The organism is Paraburkholderia sp. RAU2J, from assembly GCF_003634845.1.
Taxonomy (GTDB): Bacteria; Pseudomonadota; Gammaproteobacteria; order Burkholderiales; family Burkholderiaceae; genus Paraburkholderia; species Paraburkholderia fynbosensis.
In genome coordinates this window covers 327,741-346,195 of sequence record NZ_RBXG01000004.1, presented here as the reverse complement: position 1 = coordinate 346,195, position 18,455 = coordinate 327,741, and the positions used below count along the sequence as shown (strand labels likewise).

General features: G+C 60.3%; 21 protein-coding genes and 2 pseudogenes. 20 read left to right on the top strand and 3 right to left on the bottom strand.

The features are described 5' to 3' along the window. Positions 1 to 55 precede the first annotated feature (55 nt). From B0G69_RS39420 to B0G69_RS39385, 8 genes are all read left to right on the top strand, one after another. Positions 56 to 520 carry a PRTRC system protein E gene (locus B0G69_RS39420; RefSeq protein WP_121325419.1) on the top strand — a complete coding sequence of 155 codons (465 nt, stop codon included), beginning with the start codon at positions 56 to 58 and terminating at the stop codon, positions 518 to 520. 11 nt (positions 521 to 531) lie between these two features. After that, positions 532 to 750, top strand: coding sequence for a PRTRC system protein C (locus tag B0G69_RS39415; protein WP_121325418.1), 219 nt, complete (start codon positions 532 to 534; stop codon positions 748 to 750). A 99-nt stretch (positions 751 to 849) separates the two neighbouring features. Beyond that, complete coding sequence (locus B0G69_RS39410; protein ID WP_121325417.1) at positions 850 to 1,992, top strand: PRTRC system protein F; 1,143 nt, start codon at positions 850 to 852, stop codon at positions 1,990 to 1,992. A gap of 10 nt (positions 1,993 to 2,002) precedes the next feature. After that, positions 2,003 to 2,734, top strand: coding sequence for a PRTRC system protein B (locus tag B0G69_RS39405; RefSeq protein ID WP_121325416.1), 732 nt, complete (start codon positions 2,003 to 2,005; stop codon positions 2,732 to 2,734). Then, complete coding sequence (locus B0G69_RS39400) at positions 2,731 to 3,369, top strand: PRTRC system protein A (RefSeq protein ID WP_121325415.1); 639 nt, start codon at positions 2,731 to 2,733, stop codon at positions 3,367 to 3,369. Before B0G69_RS39405 ends, B0G69_RS39400 begins: the two co-directional genes overlap by 4 nt. Then, on the top strand, positions 3,366 to 4,184 hold the full coding sequence (locus tag B0G69_RS39395; RefSeq protein WP_121325414.1) for a PRTRC system ThiF family protein: 819 nt from the start codon (positions 3,366 to 3,368) through the stop codon (positions 4,182 to 4,184). Before B0G69_RS39400 ends, B0G69_RS39395 begins: the two co-directional genes overlap by 4 nt. Positions 4,185 to 4,623: 439 nt before the next feature. Further along, entirely contained in the window at positions 4,624 to 5,994 is a 1,371-nt protein-coding gene (gene ltrA / locus B0G69_RS39390; RefSeq protein WP_121325413.1) for a group II intron reverse transcriptase/maturase, read from the top strand. Between the two features lie 176 nt (positions 5,995 to 6,170). Continuing rightward, entirely contained in the window at positions 6,171 to 6,536 is a 366-nt protein-coding gene (locus B0G69_RS39385) for a hypothetical protein (RefSeq protein ID WP_121325412.1), read from the top strand. A 70-nt stretch (positions 6,537 to 6,606) separates the two neighbouring features. Here the strand turns inward: B0G69_RS39385 and B0G69_RS39380 are convergent, their stop codons facing one another. Both B0G69_RS39380 and B0G69_RS40905 read right to left on the bottom strand, forming a co-directional pair. After that, on the bottom strand, positions 6,607 to 7,017 hold the full coding sequence (locus B0G69_RS39380; protein WP_121325411.1) for a hypothetical protein: 411 nt from the start codon (positions 7,015 to 7,017) through the stop codon (positions 6,607 to 6,609). 398 nt (positions 7,018 to 7,415) lie between these two features. Continuing rightward, on the bottom strand, positions 7,416 to 7,808 hold the full coding sequence (locus tag B0G69_RS40905) for a hypothetical protein (RefSeq protein ID WP_147440844.1): 393 nt from the start codon (positions 7,806 to 7,808) through the stop codon (positions 7,416 to 7,418). 78 nt (positions 7,809 to 7,886) lie between these two features. Between B0G69_RS40905 and B0G69_RS39370 the strand changes: the two genes are divergently transcribed. The 7 genes and pseudogenes from B0G69_RS39370 to B0G69_RS39340 all read left to right on the top strand — a co-directional run. Continuing rightward, positions 7,887 to 8,348 (top strand): hypothetical protein, encoded by a 462-nt coding sequence (locus tag B0G69_RS39370; protein ID WP_121325409.1) that lies wholly within the window; start codon positions 7,887 to 7,889, stop codon positions 8,346 to 8,348. Positions 8,349 to 8,440: 92 nt separating this feature from the next. Then, positions 8,441 to 8,833, top strand: coding sequence for a hypothetical protein (locus B0G69_RS39365; protein WP_121325408.1), 393 nt, complete (start codon positions 8,441 to 8,443; stop codon positions 8,831 to 8,833). A 9-nt stretch (positions 8,834 to 8,842) separates the two neighbouring features. Then, positions 8,843 to 9,310 carry a hypothetical protein gene (locus tag B0G69_RS39360; protein WP_121325651.1) on the top strand — a complete coding sequence of 156 codons (468 nt, stop codon included), beginning with the start codon at positions 8,843 to 8,845 and terminating at the stop codon, positions 9,308 to 9,310. A gap of 210 nt (positions 9,311 to 9,520) precedes the next feature. Beyond that, complete coding sequence (locus B0G69_RS39355) at positions 9,521 to 9,928, top strand: hypothetical protein (RefSeq protein WP_121325407.1); 408 nt, start codon at positions 9,521 to 9,523, stop codon at positions 9,926 to 9,928. A gap of 82 nt (positions 9,929 to 10,010) precedes the next feature. Next, on the top strand, positions 10,011 to 11,525 hold the full coding sequence (locus tag B0G69_RS39350; protein WP_121325406.1) for a hypothetical protein: 1,515 nt from the start codon (positions 10,011 to 10,013) through the stop codon (positions 11,523 to 11,525). An 11-nt stretch (positions 11,526 to 11,536) separates the two neighbouring features. Further along, positions 11,537 to 12,001: a hypothetical protein gene (locus B0G69_RS39345; protein WP_121325405.1), complete on the top strand. Its 465-nt coding sequence runs from the start codon at positions 11,537 to 11,539 to the stop codon at positions 11,999 to 12,001. A gap of 130 nt (positions 12,002 to 12,131) precedes the next feature. Beyond that, positions 12,132 to 12,512 (top strand): annotated as a pseudogene (locus tag B0G69_RS39340) (transposase domain-containing protein); the annotation flags it as partial. Positions 12,513 to 12,528: 16 nt separating this feature from the next. On the opposite strand, the gene B0G69_RS39335 reads toward B0G69_RS39340, so the two are convergent. After that, positions 12,529 to 13,340 (bottom strand): IS5 family transposase gene (locus B0G69_RS39335; RefSeq protein ID WP_121316635.1). Its coding sequence is split into 2 segments (ribosomal slippage): positions 12,529 to 13,001 and positions 13,001 to 13,340, totalling 813 coding nucleotides; the frame shifts between segments, so codons are not numbered across the junction. 85 nt (positions 13,341 to 13,425) lie between these two features. On the opposite strand from B0G69_RS39335, the pseudogene B0G69_RS39330 reads away from it, so the two are divergent. From B0G69_RS39330 to B0G69_RS39310, 5 genes and pseudogenes are all read left to right on the top strand, one after another. Further along, positions 13,426 to 14,376 (top strand): annotated as a pseudogene (locus B0G69_RS39330) (IS4 family transposase); the annotation flags it as partial. 230 nt (positions 14,377 to 14,606) lie between these two features. Beyond that, the gene (locus B0G69_RS39325) at positions 14,607 to 14,846 is read left to right on the top strand and encodes a DUF3717 domain-containing protein (RefSeq protein WP_121325404.1); all 240 of its coding nucleotides are present in this window, start codon (positions 14,607 to 14,609) and stop codon (positions 14,844 to 14,846) included. A gap of 128 nt (positions 14,847 to 14,974) precedes the next feature. Then, complete coding sequence (locus tag B0G69_RS39320; RefSeq protein ID WP_121325403.1) at positions 14,975 to 16,000, top strand: ATP-binding protein; 1,026 nt, start codon at positions 14,975 to 14,977, stop codon at positions 15,998 to 16,000. A gap of 139 nt (positions 16,001 to 16,139) precedes the next feature. Beyond that, positions 16,140 to 17,099 (top strand): hypothetical protein, encoded by a 960-nt coding sequence (locus tag B0G69_RS39315; protein ID WP_121325402.1) that lies wholly within the window; start codon positions 16,140 to 16,142, stop codon positions 17,097 to 17,099. A 7-nt stretch (positions 17,100 to 17,106) separates the two neighbouring features. After that, a complete protein-coding gene (locus tag B0G69_RS39310) occupies positions 17,107 to 18,342 on the top strand; it encodes a VWA-like domain-containing protein (RefSeq protein ID WP_121325649.1) in 1,236 nt (411 codons plus the stop codon). The last annotated feature ends 113 nt before the right edge of the window (positions 18,343 to 18,455 follow it).

The window sequence follows — 18,455 nt, the reverse complement described above, 5'->3', positions numbered from 1 at the left end:
CCCTCTATACGTATACGCCGCCATTGCGCGGCGTTTCTCTTTTCTGGAGTCAATCATGTTTCAGCAACTGGAAGCGCTCGTGCGTTCCACAGGCAAGGTCGTCATGACGCTGCAGGCGGCCGGTGATCAGCTGGCGGTGTTTGTCGTACCGCAAGGTGCGACGGATCCGGCGCTGCGTCAGCCTCTCGTGCTCACGGCCACTTCGGCGGAGCTCGATGAGGGTTTCGCGGCCGCGCTGGTGACCTACACCGGTTCGCACAAGTCGCTCGAGGAGCAGGTCGCAGCAACAACGGCGATCCTCGAGGAAGCGAAGAAGTCGCAGGCTGGCAAGGCCCAGAAGGCGTTGCAGGGCGGTTCGAAGAAGGCGCTTCCCGCGCCGGCATCGAAGAGCACTGCGGACAACGAGGAGAGCGATGAGGATGAGGATGCGCAAGCGTCGGATTCCGCACCTGCTGTCGTGTCGTCCGAGCCCGCATCGGGCGAGCCGAAAGGCACGGACCTTCTGTCGCTTCTCGGATAAGGGGGCCTGCCATGTCTATCTCCATTGCGGCAGTGATTCGCGAGTTCGCCTACAACGGCGTGAATCTGATAGACCCCGGCGCGGCATTTTCGCCGGTCGAGGTCCGTGATCTGTATTCGGCGCAGTATCCGGAATTGACGACGGCTGTCATAGACGGACCTGAATACAGCGGGGAAGTCGCCCGCTACAAGTTCGTTCGTGCCGCCGGTGCCAAGGGTACCCATGCGTAAGCGCGACCTGATGAGAGCACTGGCCGAAGAGTCCAGTGCGCAATTCACACAGAAGCCGCCCGAAAGGGCGGTTTTTTTTCAGAATGAGGAGATGAAATCATGCTGTTCGATTCTCGAACGTATGGTGACGGATTCGCTGAAAACGCCCCGGCTTCCCGGGAATCGTGCCGCAATTCCATTGCCCGACGCAAACCTTCCGCTGATTTTCTGACACTCCCCAAGGTTGGGTCCTCAGTACCGTCGATGGGGCAGGTCAGCTTCCAGACAGAACGCGCCTTGTGTGACCTGGTGGCCATGCAGTTTTCGGCCGGAGTCCTCGAAGCGCGGGACGTCCAGTCTTACGGCAGCGCGCCGCAAGCGATGGCTCAGGCCTTCACGGGGTGGCTCAGACGTCAGCAAAGGCAGTGGCGGGCGCTGAACTTCCAGTTCCTGCTTTACGGAAGTGAAGCGGTGGCGGAAATTGTCGAGTATCAGGAACATAGGGACGATTTCGAGCCAGATGCACCGCTCTATCTCACGGTGGAATTTCCTGACGACTATGTCTACTCCATCGGTGCTCACGCTGAAGAGCTACGCATGGCGGATCCACGTTTGTTGCCGACCGCCTTGCGGTTAATCGCCAAGGCGTCAGGCCGGACCCTCAACGTGCGCTTACCGCACGAGTTTCTTGAGGACTTCGCCTGCTGGTATTGGGACGGCGACGCAACGGTCACGGACACCGATGTGGTGAAGGAATTGCGCAGGTCGTATGGGCGCAAAAAAACGGATTACCAGCGCTATCTACCGTCCGTAGCCTCCGACCAGCTATGTCCTGTTGACATGGACATTTACAGCATCCGTCAGAAGGAGCGTCGGTTTCGACCACAGCCGAAGCTGTCGATCGCGGCGCTGCGGCGTTTGCATCGAACGACAGCCGGTCGAGCCTCCCGACTTGCTCAGGAACTGGCTGAACTGTCGCGACTGCTCTGCGACCGCGACACGAAGCCGGCTTTCGATTTCGCTTTCATGCCGGAATGTGTGTATGCCGCTTGCACGCTGATCGCACATGACAACGACTACATCGGCCAGCTACTCGACGACCGGTACAACTTCGCTGCGCAAGGTTCTGGCACGACGTACTTCGGCTTTATCCCCTTCGCAACTGAGCCCGAAGGCATCCGCAAGCAGTACGCGCGTTGGACCAAGGGCATCCGTCTTCTTTCCCAGCTGGACCGCGTCCTCGCGCTCCTTATCAAACCTTGAGGCAATCATCATGATCGGTATGAATGTGTCGTCTGGTGGCGACGCGGAGGTGCGGCTCGTCTCTGCAATTCTTCTTTATGAACAGCAGAACCGTGGCGTGCAGTACGGCACCGTTCACCCGGTGAAGTTCGAGAGCGGGAAGCAACGGCCGTCCATCGGGCCCGGCAGGCCGATCGACAGAGCGGCGCTGCACACCGCACTGAACGAGCTGGCCGCGAACACGGCTGCGAAGGCCGCTTTCCTGCCTGAGACGGTGCTGGCGCTGTCGCCTGAATCGATCACCTGGTGGCATAGGCCGACGCACAAACGGGTCTTCTTCCAATGTCCGGAGATCAAGTCCGCCGGCGCTGTGGTTCCGCATCCGGGGCTTGTATTTCATGCGTCGTTGGCGGGTTTTCGCGTCTTCGCAGTCACGGAGGACACGCGCCCAACTCCTGAAACTTTGCTCCACGAGCCGCCGTATTTCAACACGTGGGACTGGGGAAAGATCTGTATCGGGTCCGCAAAGGTGCCGAACCGGATCGACGTCGCTGCCATTGATGGTTGGGAAAGCGGGTTCTTCGAATCTGCCTTTACCCATCCGAACACCGGCAAGCGCCGCGTCGAGTATGAGAAGGGGCCCTATGCCTTCTGGCGCGACATGCTCGGTGGCAAGTTCAAGCAGTTTCCCAAGAATTCCCTTATCTCAATGAATCTCACGCTGGCCGATCTGATCGGCGGCAATATTGGAGAACCGAAATGAATGTTCTGGATTTGACGCTGCAGCGATCGCTGCCAAGTGTGATGGTGCCAAAGCGTGAGCCCTTGGCGCCTATGCCGACAAACGGTGAGCGTCTGCTCGTGGCGTCCAACGGTGTCTTTATCGAGATCCGCCGCTCCTGGCTGTCCCTTGTGCGCAGGATCGCGACGTATGCTGTCGCGACGGCGATTCCTTACGGAGAAATCAGTGAGGATACACAACTGGGATGCGGTGCGGTCCCGGCGGCTCTGATCGGCCGGTTCGCGACGATGGCCCGCGCGGCTTTTCCGAAGGAGACGGGTGCCTGGATCGTATGGAGCCCGACATCCCGGGACTTCAGGCTGGTCCCGCTGGTGATCCGCTCGCATGATGAGGGCTCACTGGACTATGAGCCGCCCCAGCTGGAAGGTGACGAGCAACTCGTAGTTGACTGCCATTCACATGGCCGGTATCCGGCGTATTTTTCGGAGACAGATGACGCCGATGACCGGCACGAGGTTAAATTCTCACTGGTCGTTGGAAACTGTCAGGCGTCGACGCCGAGCCTTGCGCTGCGGCTTTGCGCCAAAGGCATCTTCGAGAAATTCGAGCGTGCGCCGTCGGCCTGGTACAGAGCGATAGCGATGGAGGCGGCATGAACGCGCCCATGCTTCACAACGTACCGTCGCGCATGATGTCTGGTGCCTGGCGTGTGGTGGTTGTCGGCGCCGGCGGGACCGGAAGTGCGGTTCTGCCGGCGCTCGCCCGTCTACATCATGCGATGCTTGAACTCGGTCACCCGGGCGGCATCGCGTGCACGGTGTACGACGATGACCGGGTCAGTCCTACAAACGTCGGCAGACAGGGTTTCTATCCCAATGACGTCGGCGAGTACAAGGCTGCGCTCATCGTCAACCGGATCAACTTGCTCATGGGAACGGACTGGGAAGCGCGCACCTCGCGCGTGAACTCGGGGTCTAACCTGCACGCGGCCGATCTGGTGATTGGCTGCGTGGATACCCGCGCTGCCCGACGGGCAATCCTGCAATCGTTGACCTACGGCCGCGGCTACTACCTGGACTGTGGAAACGACGCTGACAGTGGACAGGTAATTCTTGGGCATGCTCCCGGCGTCGGGGCTGTACGTCTCCCGCACGTCGGCGACCTGTTCCCTGAACTCGTCGACCCGCGCGGCGACGCAGCCGACGAGACGCCTTCGTGCTCGATGGCTGATGCGCTTCGCAAGCAATCGCTGGTCATCAATCAGGCGGTTGCAGTTCAGGCGTTCAACCTCCTATGGACCATGTTTCGCACCGGGCGCGTGCCGTTCTCGGGTGTCTTCGTGAACCTGAGTACGGGTAGAACCAGTCCGGTACCGCTCGATCCTGCTGCATGGGCACGCTTCGGATACGAGGTGCCCAAACCGGCGGAAAAGAAGGCTCGCAAGAGCCGGAAAACATCGGCCGCAGTGTGATATGCCGCTTCCTTCGGGAAGCGGCTTTTGTGTGCCGAGCATGCTCACCAGCTCGGGGGTGCAAGTCCCCTGTCCAACCTGATGGTGGTGAAGGACTAGTGAAACGCAAGGGCGTCGCCGTGAGGCGGGGTCTGAAAGAAGCGTGTAGCAAAGCTATGACCTGACGAACAGAAACCAGATACGAGGCCTACCCGGCCGGACGAGCGGGCAAATGATCGCGAAGTCCATAACCATCAAAGACTGGGTCGGTAAATCTGGCAGGTGTGTAGCGAAGGCGGCTGAGCTTACCTCGGGAGGCCTGCCCGGCGTCCTGGAATCAGGACTGAACGAACCGTAAGGGACGTTGACGGCCGTGCAGGAGTCAGCAGCGGGCATAGTAGGGCGGCGACGCCCGAAGGCCCAAACGGAAAGGAGCGGCAAGTAAGCCGGAGAACTCGACATGGGAGCGCAGCAGAAAACGCGTGGCGTCCTTCGCGACGGAGATAGGGGTGAAGCCCGGAAGGACGTCGATCAAGGGGCTGAACCTATGGCGGCGAACCCTGAGCCTGAAAGCCCGTCGGCATGTGACCGATTGATGGAAGAAGTCTGCGAAAGGGAGAACCTGAAGCAGGCGTTGAAGCGTGTGAAAGCGAACAAGGGTGCACCGGGCGTGGACGGCATGACGGTTCAGGCACTACCGGCGTACCTGCGTGAGCATTGGCCGTCGATACGGTCCATGCTGCTGAACGGCACATACAAAGCTCAACCTGTGAGACGCGTCGAGATACCCAAGCCGGATGGCGGTGGCGTGCGCAAGCTCGGCATCCCTTCTGCGCTTGATCGATTCGTTCAGCAGGCGGTCTTGCAGGTGCTGCAAAGGCGGTGGGACCCGACGTTCTCGGATGCCAGTTACGGCTTCCGTCCGGGACGCTCGGCGCATCAGGCAGTGGCGCAGGCGCAAAGCTATATCCAGTCGGGGTATCGATGGGTTGTAGATTTAGATCTGGAGAAATTCTTCGATCGCGTGAACCACGACATCCTGATGAGTCGGGTCGCGAAGCGGATCAGCGACAAACGGATGTTGAAGCTGATTCGCTCGTTCCTGACGGCGGGCGTAATGGAGCACGGACTGGTTGGTGCGACGGACGAGGGTACGCCCCAGGGCGGTCCTCTATCCCCGTTGTTATCCAACCTGATGCTCGACGATCTTGACCGGGAGCTTGAGCGGCGAGGACTTCGTTTCGTGAGGTACGCTGATGACAGCAATGTCTATGTGCGTAGCGAACGCGCGGGTCAGCGGGTGATGGCGGGCATCAAAGCCTTCCTTACCGACACGCTCAAGCTGAAAGTCAACGAGTCCAAGAGCGCCGTCGCAAGTCCGGAAGAGCGCAAATTCCTGGGCTTCACCTTCATCGAGTACAACGGCAAGGTGCAACGTATCGTCGCGCCCAAAGCCATCGCCCGGTTCAAGGAAAAGGTCCGGAAATTGACTCGACGCACATGCGGGGTCAGCATCGAGCAGGTAGTGGAGGAGTTGCGCCGCTACCTGACGGGCTGGCGTGGCTACTTCAGCTTTGTGGAATTGACCAACCAGCTACGAAACCTCGACGCATGGCTCCGGCGACGACTGCGCTGCATCCTATGGAAGCAATGGAAGCGCGGCCGCACCCGCTTTGCCCAACTGCACGCACGGGGCGTTTCCCGGACGTCGGCCGCACAAACGGCCAGTTCCGCTCTTGGCGTGTGGCGACTCAGTGGTAGCCCGGCGGTGTCCCAAGCACTGCCCAATCGCTACTTCTCTTCTCTTGGGCTTCCTTCACTGCGTCCCTAGCCGATCAACCGATCCGAACCGCCGTGTACGGACCCGTATGCCCGGTGGTGTGGGAAGGGTCGGGCCGCGAGGTCTGCCCCTATCCCGATTTTTTTTGGGCCTCCAGCCACGACCGGCGTGACAGCGCATGTCACGACGTGTCGTGGCGCTATACGCTACGTTTGAAGGAGAAAATCATGAAAGAGGCGATCGTCGGTTGCCTTGCCCGTCACGGCTGGCACAAGGATCGAATAGTCGACGCGTTCAGTAAGACATTCGAGACTATCGTCGCGCCGAAACGCGCCAGCATATGGTTGCGCTTCGACGAAGAGTGCAATCGCTGGTGGCTCACCCACGGCGACTTCACGAGCGCCGGCGAAAATGTCCTTGCGGGCAGCTATGCAATTTTCCCGGTCGATATGTCTGACAGGGAGATCGCGCAGACTGTCGTGGCGCTCGTCAGTGAGATGGAGCGAAAGATTGCGGGAGCGTATTCAGTACGTCTTCTCGGTCATAACGCCCTGACGGGCGAACGAAATCTGGAAGGAGTGGTCGGCAGTTAGGGCTCTCATATCATGGCAAGCAGCGCCGCGTCCTTCGGGAGCGGCGCTTTTTTTTGCACGCCCGTTGTGCTCACCAGTAACGACGGCGACGATATTCGTGGACCACGGCGACACAAAGCAGGGCAACGAAAATGAACTCGACGCCCCACGTCATCCACCCGCTGTCAATGAACGAATCCTGTTGCCACGGACGGAACGAAGAGTCCGGGTCATTGCAGCCGTTCGCAATGCTGGTCAGAACGGGCCACGTCGTCGGCCATCCGAAGGCAAAAAAGGCCGCAAAGAGTTGCAACCAAAAATCCCTAACAAAGTACCAGACGCCGATAAGAACGCCGCCAATGATGAAAAGCGATGGAGCAGTTGATAGGACCGATGCAAAGCTGGCGCCGATCGAGCGGGAAACTACGAGGAGGAATGCGAGAACTACGACCAAGCCGAGAATAAAAATTGCGGGCACCATGCCGTTGTCGCGGTTTTGCATCTATGAAGACCTCATAAAAAAAGAAGGGTGACCGGTCTATGGCATGCGGCACAAGCTTCTGAAGGGACAGAAGATGGACGCTGCCAATCGGCAGCAAGCGACGCCTGCGTAGGAACCAACTCCGGTAACTCATCGTCGCACCTGTTCCGGGAAGTCAAGTCCGTCAAGATTCACGCGGCGAAAGAAGGGTGGTTTTCTCGATGTTTCCGGGCATCGGCGACTAGCGACGGCTCTAAACTCACCGTATCACCCGCGCCTCTGCGCATCGAAAGAACCTCCGGCTTGCTGGAGTGATCGTACCTTTGACCGGCAATGCCGGTCTTCCACGACGGCTTAAACCCGTCTGTCAACCCTGTTGGGAGCCATCCCAACGGGACCGGCTCCCGTTTTTTTAGGAGCTATTCCATGTCGATCGAAATAACGCGTCCGCGGCCGTTTCGTTCCATTTCGTTCTTATCGTTGTTGCCGTTCTCGCTCGAACGGGCTGCGCACTGGTCTTTTATGGCTGCGCGTTCGAAGCGCAGGGCCAACTCGATCTGCTGCGTGCATCGGGACCGGCCGCTCTTGACGCCTATCTGACGCACGTCGGTTCGCATCAAATGTCTTTCGCTGCTCTCATGGTCGAGTCCATTACCGGACACGGCTACGCATACGGCGCGTTCGTGCAAGGCGTCGGTTTCTGGTTTGTCTTCGTTCTCGCACCGCTGTCGGCTGCGCTGCTCACTGCAGTGCGCTGGTTTGCTGTTCGGGACCGAAACACGAACCATCGACTTCGTCTGACTGCTGTTCACTGAAGCAACACTTTCCCTTTCCCGTCAGGGCGACCTCCCTGACGGGACGGTTGCCCCTCATTTCGTTGAGGCAATCAAATGTTCAAGATCATCGTCAGTCTCGTTCTCGCTTCCATGCTGTCGGCTTGTGCAGGCGTCGATTTCGGTTCGCCGAACACGTACCAGCGCTATGACGTACAGCGCGCGGGCACGGTCGAAGAGGGCACGGTTATCCGCACTCGTGCGATCACGATTGAAGCCAGTTCGGATGACTCCGGTCTCACTTCGCTGATCAGCGCGGGCGTGGGCGCATTCCTCGGTAGCCGCACGATCGGTAACGGCTCTGGCCGTTATATCGCTGGTGCATTGACGGGCGCTGCGTCGGGCTTCGTCACACAGAAAGTCTCGCAGGCTCTGTCGCGCCGCTCGGGTCTCGAAATCATCGTGCGCAAGAGTTCGGGCGGCAACGTGGTTATCGCCCAACCCGATGACCAGCAGTTCGCACCCGGTGAACACGTTCTTCTTGTCTCCACCAATTCGGGTCTGCGCGTCACGCACTGACTTCGTCTTCCAATGCCGGCTTTGCCGGCCCACTCCTTCATCGCGAGGTGTCCCGAAAGGGCACCTCGCTTTTTTTATTTTCAGAGGCTTCAATGGTCAAGGTTCCAAAGGTGTTCTATGCCGATCGTCGCAGTGCGGGCGCGGCATCGGACGCAACCATCACTCATCTGGCGACGCAGATCCTGCGTCGTGTCGCCCGCGATCTGCGGCTTCGCTCCGGTGAGCACGAGATCGTCGCCGAGCCGTCGCGTCGCGGCCGTGGCTGCCGCATTACCCTACGCACCCCGGCCGTCATGCTGGAGGTCGCTGATACACCCGCGCGGCAGAAGGTCGCCGTGTCGTTCCGCACCCGCCGCGGCCGCTCCGACATGTCGGGCGGCGCTGACAACGCGGTAGCACTTGAGCAGCTGTCCTCCCGCGAGGGATATGACGCGTTGCTCACGGACTTGCGGCTTGCCGCAGGTCTGGACGGTGAACGCCGGTAGGTGATGTCGATGGAAATTGTCGAAATCACTGTCGAATACCCATCGGGCATGATTGTCACCGATAAGGCGACCTTTTCGCGCGAGCTTGGCCAAGTAATCCCATCTGAGCGCCTCGCTTGTCTCTTACGCGAATTTAGCTCAACCGAGGCACCGCCTGTAGTAATTGCTCTGATCGACGGTCTGGATGTGCCTCTCGATCATCGCGTGGACGGTAGCTTTTCGGTCAGCGACACGGTCGTCTCGAACGTTGACCGAAAACGGTCACTCATCCGGCTTGGAAAGGCGTGGAGCAAGGATCAGAGGCAGCAGTTCGGTCGCTTCTGTCACGCCCTCACGGTCGCTTCACTGGCAGGCTTCGTTGGGTATTGGCACTCGACCAGCAGCTGGACGGGCGCCGCCATCCTGAACGAGGCCGCGCTCGGGGCGATCATTGTGCTAACCTTCATTGAGGGCATGGATTCCATGAACGGAGAATGACTATGGGCTTCGGTGTAGTTGCGCTAATCCTGACGGTTGCAATTTGTGCGTATGGCAAGCACATGAGCAACCTCGGCCGCAAGGCGGAACGCGAACGTCGGCATCTGCGCGTATCCCGCTAATCAATGAGGCGGGCCGGGGTTTGACCGGTCCGTATTTTCTTAAAGGCTGCACCTTCGGGTGTGGCCTTTTGCTTTTTATGGCCCCTCTATGTCCGAAACCCTTGATTTGCCGGTCGCCTTGGCGGCCGCCCCGTTTGATACGGTCGGCGCGACCGTTGGCAGCGTTGTTGAACAAATTTCGCGTGCGTTGCGCCGCACGGAGATCGAACCTGAGTGGGTGACCCACGCTAACTTCATCGACCAGGATTGTTCGGACCGGTTTGGCGTCGGGCCGTCGGCCCCGTGGCCTGTCGAGGAGTCAATGCGCCGCGTGAGTCTGGCGGTCGGGCGCGGCAATTCCGAAGGCTGGATTATCCGCGTCGACGTGGTAGAGCTCGTCACAGATAGTGAGTCGCAATTGTGGAAGAGCGTCCCGCTCATCCGCATCAAGTCGCTGTCTCGCTCGCAGGCGTGGTCCATAGCGGCAGTGGTGTCGCGCCTGCTCGATATCGACTGAAGAGCGTTTATTTCCTGAACCCTGATAGGCCGACATCCCCATCGGGGACGTTGGCCCTTTTCATTTTGCGGAGCCAACATCAATGTACACACTGTCCATTCCCAACGAGACATTTACCGTCGCGACGCTTGCGGGCGTCATCGCGTTGTTCGCCAACGAGCGCGTGAAGGCAACGGAGACATCGTCGATTTCACTGCTCAGTGACGGTCTCCCGGCAAGCGTGACGCGCTACAACGGTACGCTGGCGATTCGATGTGCGGGTTCGGCCGCCGAGATCGTCGCCCGGCTGTTTGACGAGGTTCGGGCCTTCTGGCTGGCGCAATACGCTGCCAACGCGAAACCGTGGCAGATCCGTCCCGCGCACTGGGACGAACTGTTCGGCCTCTTCGAACTGGCGCGTGCGCCGCAGAGCTTCCTGTCGACCGATCAGATTGACGCGGAGAAAGTCGCCGCGCGAGATGCGCGGCAGTTTTTCAACCTGTCGTCGTTGTTCCACGACTCCGCAACGGCACGCTTTGGCTTCGGCTCAGGCGGTCCGGCAGTGGCCGGAGGTCAGGTGAACGGTCGTCACGAGGTTCATGTCGCTTACGCTCTGCTTCGCAATGAGGACGTCCCGGCAGTGGTCATGGATGACTATCGCGCGATGGAGCGCCCATTCCGCTATGACCTCGAGTGGGCGGAGTCACTGCTCAACGTGCCCGAAGTTCGCGGCCGGCTCTCCGCGAGCAGAATGCAGCGCGTGAGCTCGGTCATGCGTCACGCGAAGCAATCGATTACGGCAGAAAACATCGATGCCATCGTAGCTGCGACTGCCGGCATGCCCGAAACGGCGGGCTATATCGATGTGGAGGACGCCCTGTTCGATGCGCAGATCGTGAGCGCGGAGCGGTTGCCGGCAATGTTCGATAAGCCTGTTGCTATCGGGCAGCCGCTTAACGACTTTGCGGCGCGACTGCGCCAGTTGCTGGCGGACTCGCGGCGCGACAAGGCGTTGGACCGCGCCGACATGGAACGTGCACAAGGCCGAATGAGCGCACGTCGGCACAAGCTGGAGTGCGAAATGGCAGTGCTGTCCCATGGGCGCGAGACGTATGAGTGGCCCAATCGCGTGGCTGCCGCAATTCAGCAGCGCGACGTTGCCATGCTTCTGAATCTGCTGGATACCCCTGACGATCAGAACGGCGCGAGCAAGCAGGTCGTGGAGGAATTGCACGGCGTGAAGCTGCGCGGTATGAAGGCGAAAGCCCGGCGTCGCGCTGTATTCGCATTGTGTGGCTTCGACGAGCCGGCGCAGGCGCAATGGGAAAACGCCGATGCCGGTCGCAAGCTCGAGGAGCGCCGGGAGGATAAAGCCAGGCGCGCAAGGGAAGCGGCGCTTACGGCCCGCTACAAGCGCAACGACGGTGTGGTGATCGATGGCGTCGAACACGTCGACGACGCGATCGCGTCGGGCTTCAGCGAGATCCGCAACTGGCGCGCCGGTGCGATTCTTCAGTACGCACTTGTGAACCCGGCGCTTAACGAGGGACGGCGCCTGCGGGCGAAGGATGGCACGCTCGCCTATGCGCGGACGGTCCTCGAACGCCGTGCTGCGTAAGGGGAGAGCGTATGCGATTTGACCGTCAGGCTCGGCCGGAAGGTTTCTCCTGGACGTCCCGCCGACAGGCGCTCTTCCTCAGTCGCGAGCAGCGTCAGAAGGAAAAGCTCGCGCAGGCGTATCCGCTGTTCAGCGAGCAGCTTGAGCTGCCGCCCTCACGCACGCTCGAAGAAGAGCAGGCACGCCGCGAGAGGCTGTTCCTGCAGGCTGAGCAGCGTATGCGGGATCTGTATGCGCAGCAGTGGCGCCGCACGCGTCGGGAATACTTTGCGTGCACACCCGAGCAGCGCACGCGGATCATGGAGGAATGGGTGCGTTGGCCAGGCCCTGCGAGACCGGGCGCGTTCTCCTATGTCATCGAGAGGCACAACGGAGTGGGAGAAGAGAAGTCGCGTGCCTTTCGTGAACGCGAGCGAGCGATGATGGCGCGTATTGATGCAATGCTTGCCGCACAGTCCTCGTTGTCCCTCTTGTGAGGCAGCATTTTTGTTTCATAAACCGGCGCTATGCGCCTAATGCCGTTCAGTTAAGCGACTGAACGGCATTTTATTTTTGGTGTGGGAAGTGGTTGTAAACGTTGCGCTGAGCTGTTAACTTGTCGGCGCGATGCTTGCCAACCACCTCACATACGTGATCGAAGCACAGGAACCGGCCGATCTGCGACGGTTGGCCGAGCATCTGCCCTACGAATGGATCAAACGTGCGGTCGAGGCAACCGGCACGGCGAGCATCCGGCGCCGTCGCCTGCCGGCTGAACAGGTGGTGTGGTTAGTAATCGCGCTGGCGATGTACCGGCACTGGTCAATCAGCGAAGTACTCGACAGTCTCGATCTGGCTTTGCCCAACGAGGCCGCGCCGTTTGTCAGCAAGAGCGCAGTGGCGCAGGCGCGCCAGCGCGTGGGCGAGGCGCCGATGGCCTGGCTGTTCGAGCAGACAGCGCGGGCGTGGACGACTCAGGACGCGGCTCATCATGCGTTCAAGGGATTAAGAGGCTGTTGCGAAATTAGTTAAACACCGGTTTGAGACGCGTCCAGCAAATCAAGGCACAAGCGAGAGACAGGAAGGCCTCGTGAACATGAGCATGGCGTTCGTAGCGAATCTTCAGGCGTCGAAACGAGTGAAGCCATGCAATCGAACGCTCGACTGGCCAACGCGTTTTGCCCAGACCACTGCCGTGAGGCGAACCGATTTTTGCGAGCACCGGCGTGATGCCGCGTTCCCGCAAGCGCTGCCGATGAGGCTCGGAACTGTAGCCTCGGTCGCCCTGAACGATTTGTGGTTTATGCAGGGGACGCCCCCGCTTGCCCCGAATGTGCGGAATGGCCTCGACCAACGAATCAAGCTGGGTAATGTCGTGGCGGTTTGCGCCGGTCAGGATGACCGCGAGCGGGATGCCTTGCGCGTCGACGATGAGGTGGTGTTTGCTCCCGAGCTTGCGCCGGTCCGTGGGATTCGGGCCGGTTTTTTTCCCGCCAGCACGGCACGAATCGATGAGCTGTCCACGAGCGCTCGGGACAAATCGATTTCGCCACGACGACGCAATTCGGCCAGCAGCGTTTCGTGGATGCGTTGCCAGACGCCTGCTTCCTGCCATGCGACGAGCCGTCGCCAGCAGGCAGTGCCTGAGCCGCACCCCATCTCCTGCGGCAGCAGATTCCACGCGATGCCTGAGCGTAGTACGAACACGATGCCCGTCAGCACAGCGCGGTCGGGTGTCGGCTTGCGCCCCGCATATTGTCGATTGCGAGGTGCTCGCGCAGGCAGAAGTGGTTCGATAAGTGACCACAGTTCGTCGTCTATGAGTTCTTTAGGCATCGCTTCCTGTCAGGCAAAACAAGACAGAAAGTTAACACCAAGTCAGAAAAGTTAACAGACCAGAAAATTAATTTCGCAACAGCCTCTAAGTCTTTGGGCGATGGATGGCACCACGCTGCGCGTACCCGACAGTCCGGCAAACCGTGAACACTTTGGCGCGCAAGGTTATGCCAGTGGCAAGGTGGCCAGTTATCCGCAGGTGCGCGCCGTGACGCTCACGGCGATTCCAACGCATCTGGTGGCCGATATCAATTTCGGTCGCTACGACACCAACGAAATGGTGTACGCCAAAAGCCTGCTGCCGCAGATCCCGCAAGACTCGCTGACGGTGTTCGACAAGGGTTTTCTGGCCGCAGAAATCCTGTGTGGTCTGACGATGAACGCGCCCAATCGTCACTTCCTGATTCCGGCCAAAGCAAATACCTGCTGGGAAGTGATCTCCGGTACCGCTGACGATGCGACGGTGCGCATGCGCGTCTCGCCGGAGGCGCGCAAAAAGTGTCCGGCTTTGCCCGAATACTGGAATGCGCGGGCGATCCGAACCATCGACGCGCGTGGACGCGAACGCGTGCTGTTGACTTCGCTCGGGGATCGCCGACGCTTCAAACCTGCCGATATCGTTGCCTGCTACGAGCGTCGCTGGCAGATCGAAACCAGCTACGGCGAGCTCAAGCAATCGATGCTGGGTTCGGAGTTGACCCTGCGCAGCCGCACCGTCGAAGGGGTGTATCAGGAGATATGGGGTGCGTTGATCGCCTACAACCTGATTCGCCGTGAGATCGCCAGCGCCGCATGGGAGGCGAAACTCGCACCGACCGACATCAGCTTCGTGCGCGCCCTCCATACGATCCAGCACGAACTCATGTGGGCCGCCCTCACGCCGGCCTATGCAAAGTTGCCCGCATGCCTTCGGCGCCTGCGCGAACGGCTCAAGTCTCTTCCGAATGAAAAACGACCCGGGCGCGCATGCGACCGGGTCGTCAAATCCCGCCCTTCACGTTACTCCGTCCGGTATCTTAGAAAAGACCTTAACTGAACGGCATTAGCGCTATGCGCCGGTTTTTTTTCGCCCCGGCGTTTGCTGAACAGTTCTAAGCAGGGGCTTTTTGCGCATGATTTGGTGCGACCAAGCCGGAGCACCAGCATAGACTAGCGATATCAACCGCGTCCCTGACGCATCGAACCGCCGGATTCCGGCAACAAGTCTGCCCTGGGGGACGTCCTCCTTTCACGGGCGACACCGGGGTGCCACGCAATGAGGACCCCATGATTCAACAGGCCACTTCTCAAGCTGTTCACGTCTCGATCGCGCAGATCGAAGACGCGATCAACGTCTGGCGCAATCGCAATCCGTCGATGTTTGAAACGGACGTGCTGGTGCTTTGCGCCGAAGCACGCTGTCTTGCCGATCTTTACGGCGAGATGATATTCACGCGCGAAGCATCGATTTCGCGCGATACGCTGACGCAGGCACAACTGGCGGCACTGGTCGGCGCGCTGGCGTAACCCACTACCGCTTTTTCAGCGTCAATCGACGCAACGAACGGCCGCGCGAGCGGCGTACTCAACTTGCCCCATCGGGACCACGTCCCCTGGGGCGTTGGTTCGTGGGGCTTTTCCTTTTCAGGTACCCCATGAAAGTTACTCCGTCGCAACTGGTTCAACTTCTTTGCGCCTTTGTCCCGAAGCGTCTGCCGGTGCTGATTACTGGCCGGCCGGGCATCGGCAAGAGCGATATCGTCGATCAGGCTGCCAAGGCAACGGCTCACAACCTGCTCATCAGCCATCCGGTTGTCGAAGATCCGACGGACTCCAAGGGCCTGCCGTTTCCGTCGCCCGACGGGAGCGTCGCTCGGTTCCTGCCGTTCGGCGATCTGGAGCGGGCGTTGAACGCGACCTCTCCGCTGCTGTGGTTTCTCGACGACTTCGGACAGGCGTCGCCGGCGGTGCAGGCCGCGAAGATGCAATTGCTGCTTGCGCGGCGCATCGGTGAGCATGTGCTACCGGATTGCGTCACGTTTGTTGCGGCCACCAACAGGCGCAACGACAACGCGGGCGTAACGGGCATCCTCGATCCGGTCATCTCGCGTTTCGCGACGGTGGTTGAGCTCGAGCCGACGATCGTTGACTGGACGGACTGGGCGGTGGCCAACAACGTGCCGCCGGCACTGGTTGCGTTTCTTCGCTTCCGGCCTGACCTGCTGTCCGTGCAGAAGACATCGCGCGACATCGAGAACTCACCGAGTCCCCGTTCGTGGGGATTCGTCGCCCAGACGATGGGTGTGGTGCCGAAAGAGCTTGAACTGATCTCGTACGCAGGGGCGGTGGGCGAAGCGGCGGCCGGTGAACTGATGAGCTTTCTCGGTATCTACCGCGAACTGCCATCGCCCGACGCAATCCTGCTCTCGCCCGATACCGCGTCGATTCCCGAAACGCCCGCGGCGCTTTACGCCGTCAGCACGGCGCTAGCAGCGCACTCGACTGAAGGCAACTTCGATCGCGTGCTGACCTATAACGACCGGCTGATCGACGCAGGCCATCGAGAGTTTGCGGCAGTGCTCGCGCGCGATGCGGTGCGCCGCACCCCAGAGCTGCAAAACACCCATGCGTTCATCCGCGCGCAGGGTGGTCCGCTCGGCCAGATCATTCGCGGCCAGTAAGCGAACGGATCAGGCGCTGAGGTCTTTACCTGCTGTTCCTCGGTCTCTCTGCTGTTCCCTGTTGCCACGGCCCGCCTCGCGCGGCCCGTGGCTTTTTTATTTCCGCTGCATCCAATCCCTATCTTTTCTGGAGTTATCCATGAACATCACTGAACTGAAATCGAAGGTCATGCTGTCCGCTGTCACCGTCTCCTGCTGGCAGGCACGGCGCTTCGATCTGAAGGCGACCGAAGCGGTGGAGACGGCGCACCAGACCAAAGGCATCGGCCGCTTTAACAAGCGTCTGCTGCCCGAACACGCGCCGAGTTATCACGAGGTGACGTCTATCGGCAACCGCATCCGCGCGTACTACTACAACCACACGTTGCAGTACGACCAGCTGGGCGTGCGTCTGCTGCCGACCATGATCTACATGGACGTCGCGGACCAGTTGCGCAAGATGAAAGATGAGTTTGATCTGGCGGTCTCAGTCTTCCTGACGGACTATCTTGACCTGAAGGAAAAGGCGCGAGACGAGCAGAAAGACCTGTACAACGAGGCCGACTATCCGACGCTTGCCCAGATGCACGGCAAGTTCGGCGTCAGGCTGTCGGTCCTGCCGTTTCCCGACGCTAGCCAGTTTGGCGTCGAGTTGCCGCCTGACGTTCTGACAGATCTGCGCTCTGAAATCGACCAGCAAGTACTCGCCTCGATCTCGACTGCGAATAACGACCTGGTCGGGCGGCTGTACGAGGCAGTCTCGAAACTGGCGGACCGCCTCTATGGTGCGACCGACGTCCGTCTTGGCGTCACGAATCAGGTGCGCGAACTGTGCGATCTGTTGCCGAAGCTGAATTTCTCCAACGATCCGAAGTTGAATCACATTCTCGAACAGGCGAAAAAGCATCTTGCCGTGCACTCGGGGGCGGATCTGAAAGAGTCACGCGTGCTGCGTTCACAGGTTGCCGCCAAGGCCTCGGAAATCGAGGGGCTGATGGCGGCGTTCAAGGGCGGTGCACCGGATCAGATGGCTGAGCAGGCAACACCGTTCGCATCCTTCGAGCCGGTCAAGCCGCTCGCAATGCCGGAGCCGACGCCGCTTCTGCGACTCGTCGCGTGAGGTGGTCATGGACCCGCGAATCTCGAAGCAACGCACCGCACTGGTCCTCGATCAGCCGTTTTTCGGAGCGCTCGCGCTCCGGCTGAAGGTAGTCGAAGATCCGTCGTGCAAGACGTTCTGGACGAACGGTGAGGCGCTGGGCTACAACCCGGCCTACCTCGCCAGCCTGAACGATCTGGAGACTCGGGGCGTGCTCGCGCATGAAGTCCTGCACGTGGCCAACGGCCATTGCTGGCGCATGGGCGACCGCGATCCCGATCTCTGGAACGATGCCTGCGACCACGCGATCAATCCGATCGTGCTGGACGCCGGCATGCTGCTGCCGAAAGGCGTTCTGGTCGACGCCCGGTTCAAGGGCAAGTCGGCCGAGGAGATCTATGGCATCCTCGCGCAGGAAAAGCGGCAACGGGAGAAGCAGAGGCAGGCTGAAGGGAAGCAGGGCGGGGGCAACGGCAGCAACACGAGCAATAGCCCGCCACAGTCCTCATCCGGTGCGAACGGCGCGAACACACCGTCCACACCTCCCGCAGCCGGCCCGTCGCCCGACGTCGCACCCTCCTGTGGTGAGGTCCGTCAGTACACCGCGGACGACAAGGCACAGCAGGAAGCTGACTGGAAAGTAGCCGTGCTGCAGGCGGCGAAGGCCGCAAAGATGCGCGGCGCACTGCCTGGATCGCTGGCTGGCATGGTGGTCGATGCTGTTGAGCCTGCTGTGGACTGGCGTCCGCTCCTGCATCGCTTTGCGCAGGAATCGTCGCCGACTGACTACAGCTTCGCGATGCCGCACCGGCGGTATCTGCATATGGGCCTGTATCTCCCGTCGTTGAATGAACCGGCGGTGGGGGATGCAGTGTTCGTGCGTGACTCCAGCGGTTCGCTGTGGGACGAAACGCAAGCCCAGTTTGCGGCGGAAATCATCGCTGTGAACGAAGGCGTGCGGCCGCGGCGGCTGATCGTGATGGATTGCGATACGCGCGTGACACAGATGCAGATCTTCGAGCGCGGTGACGCGGTCGACTTCGATCTGCAGCCTGTTCGCGGCGGTGGCGGCACTTCGTTTGTCGAGCCGTTCAGGCGGCTGGCAACGGAGGGTATTCACCCGGCGTTTCTCGTATATCTCACCGACATGGATGGCCGCTTTCCCGATGAGGTGCCGTCGTATCCCGTGCTGTGGGCATCGACAACGCCGCTTAAGCGGGCCAGGAAGGCGCCGTTCGGTGACATGGTTGAAGTGATCTGCTAGTGGGCTCTGTAGTCGCCCATCCCCTTGACCCACCCGGCTACTGCAGCCGGGTTTTTTTTGACGATCGATTTCACAAATTTCACGGCCGGATTCCATCGGCTCAGACACCGACG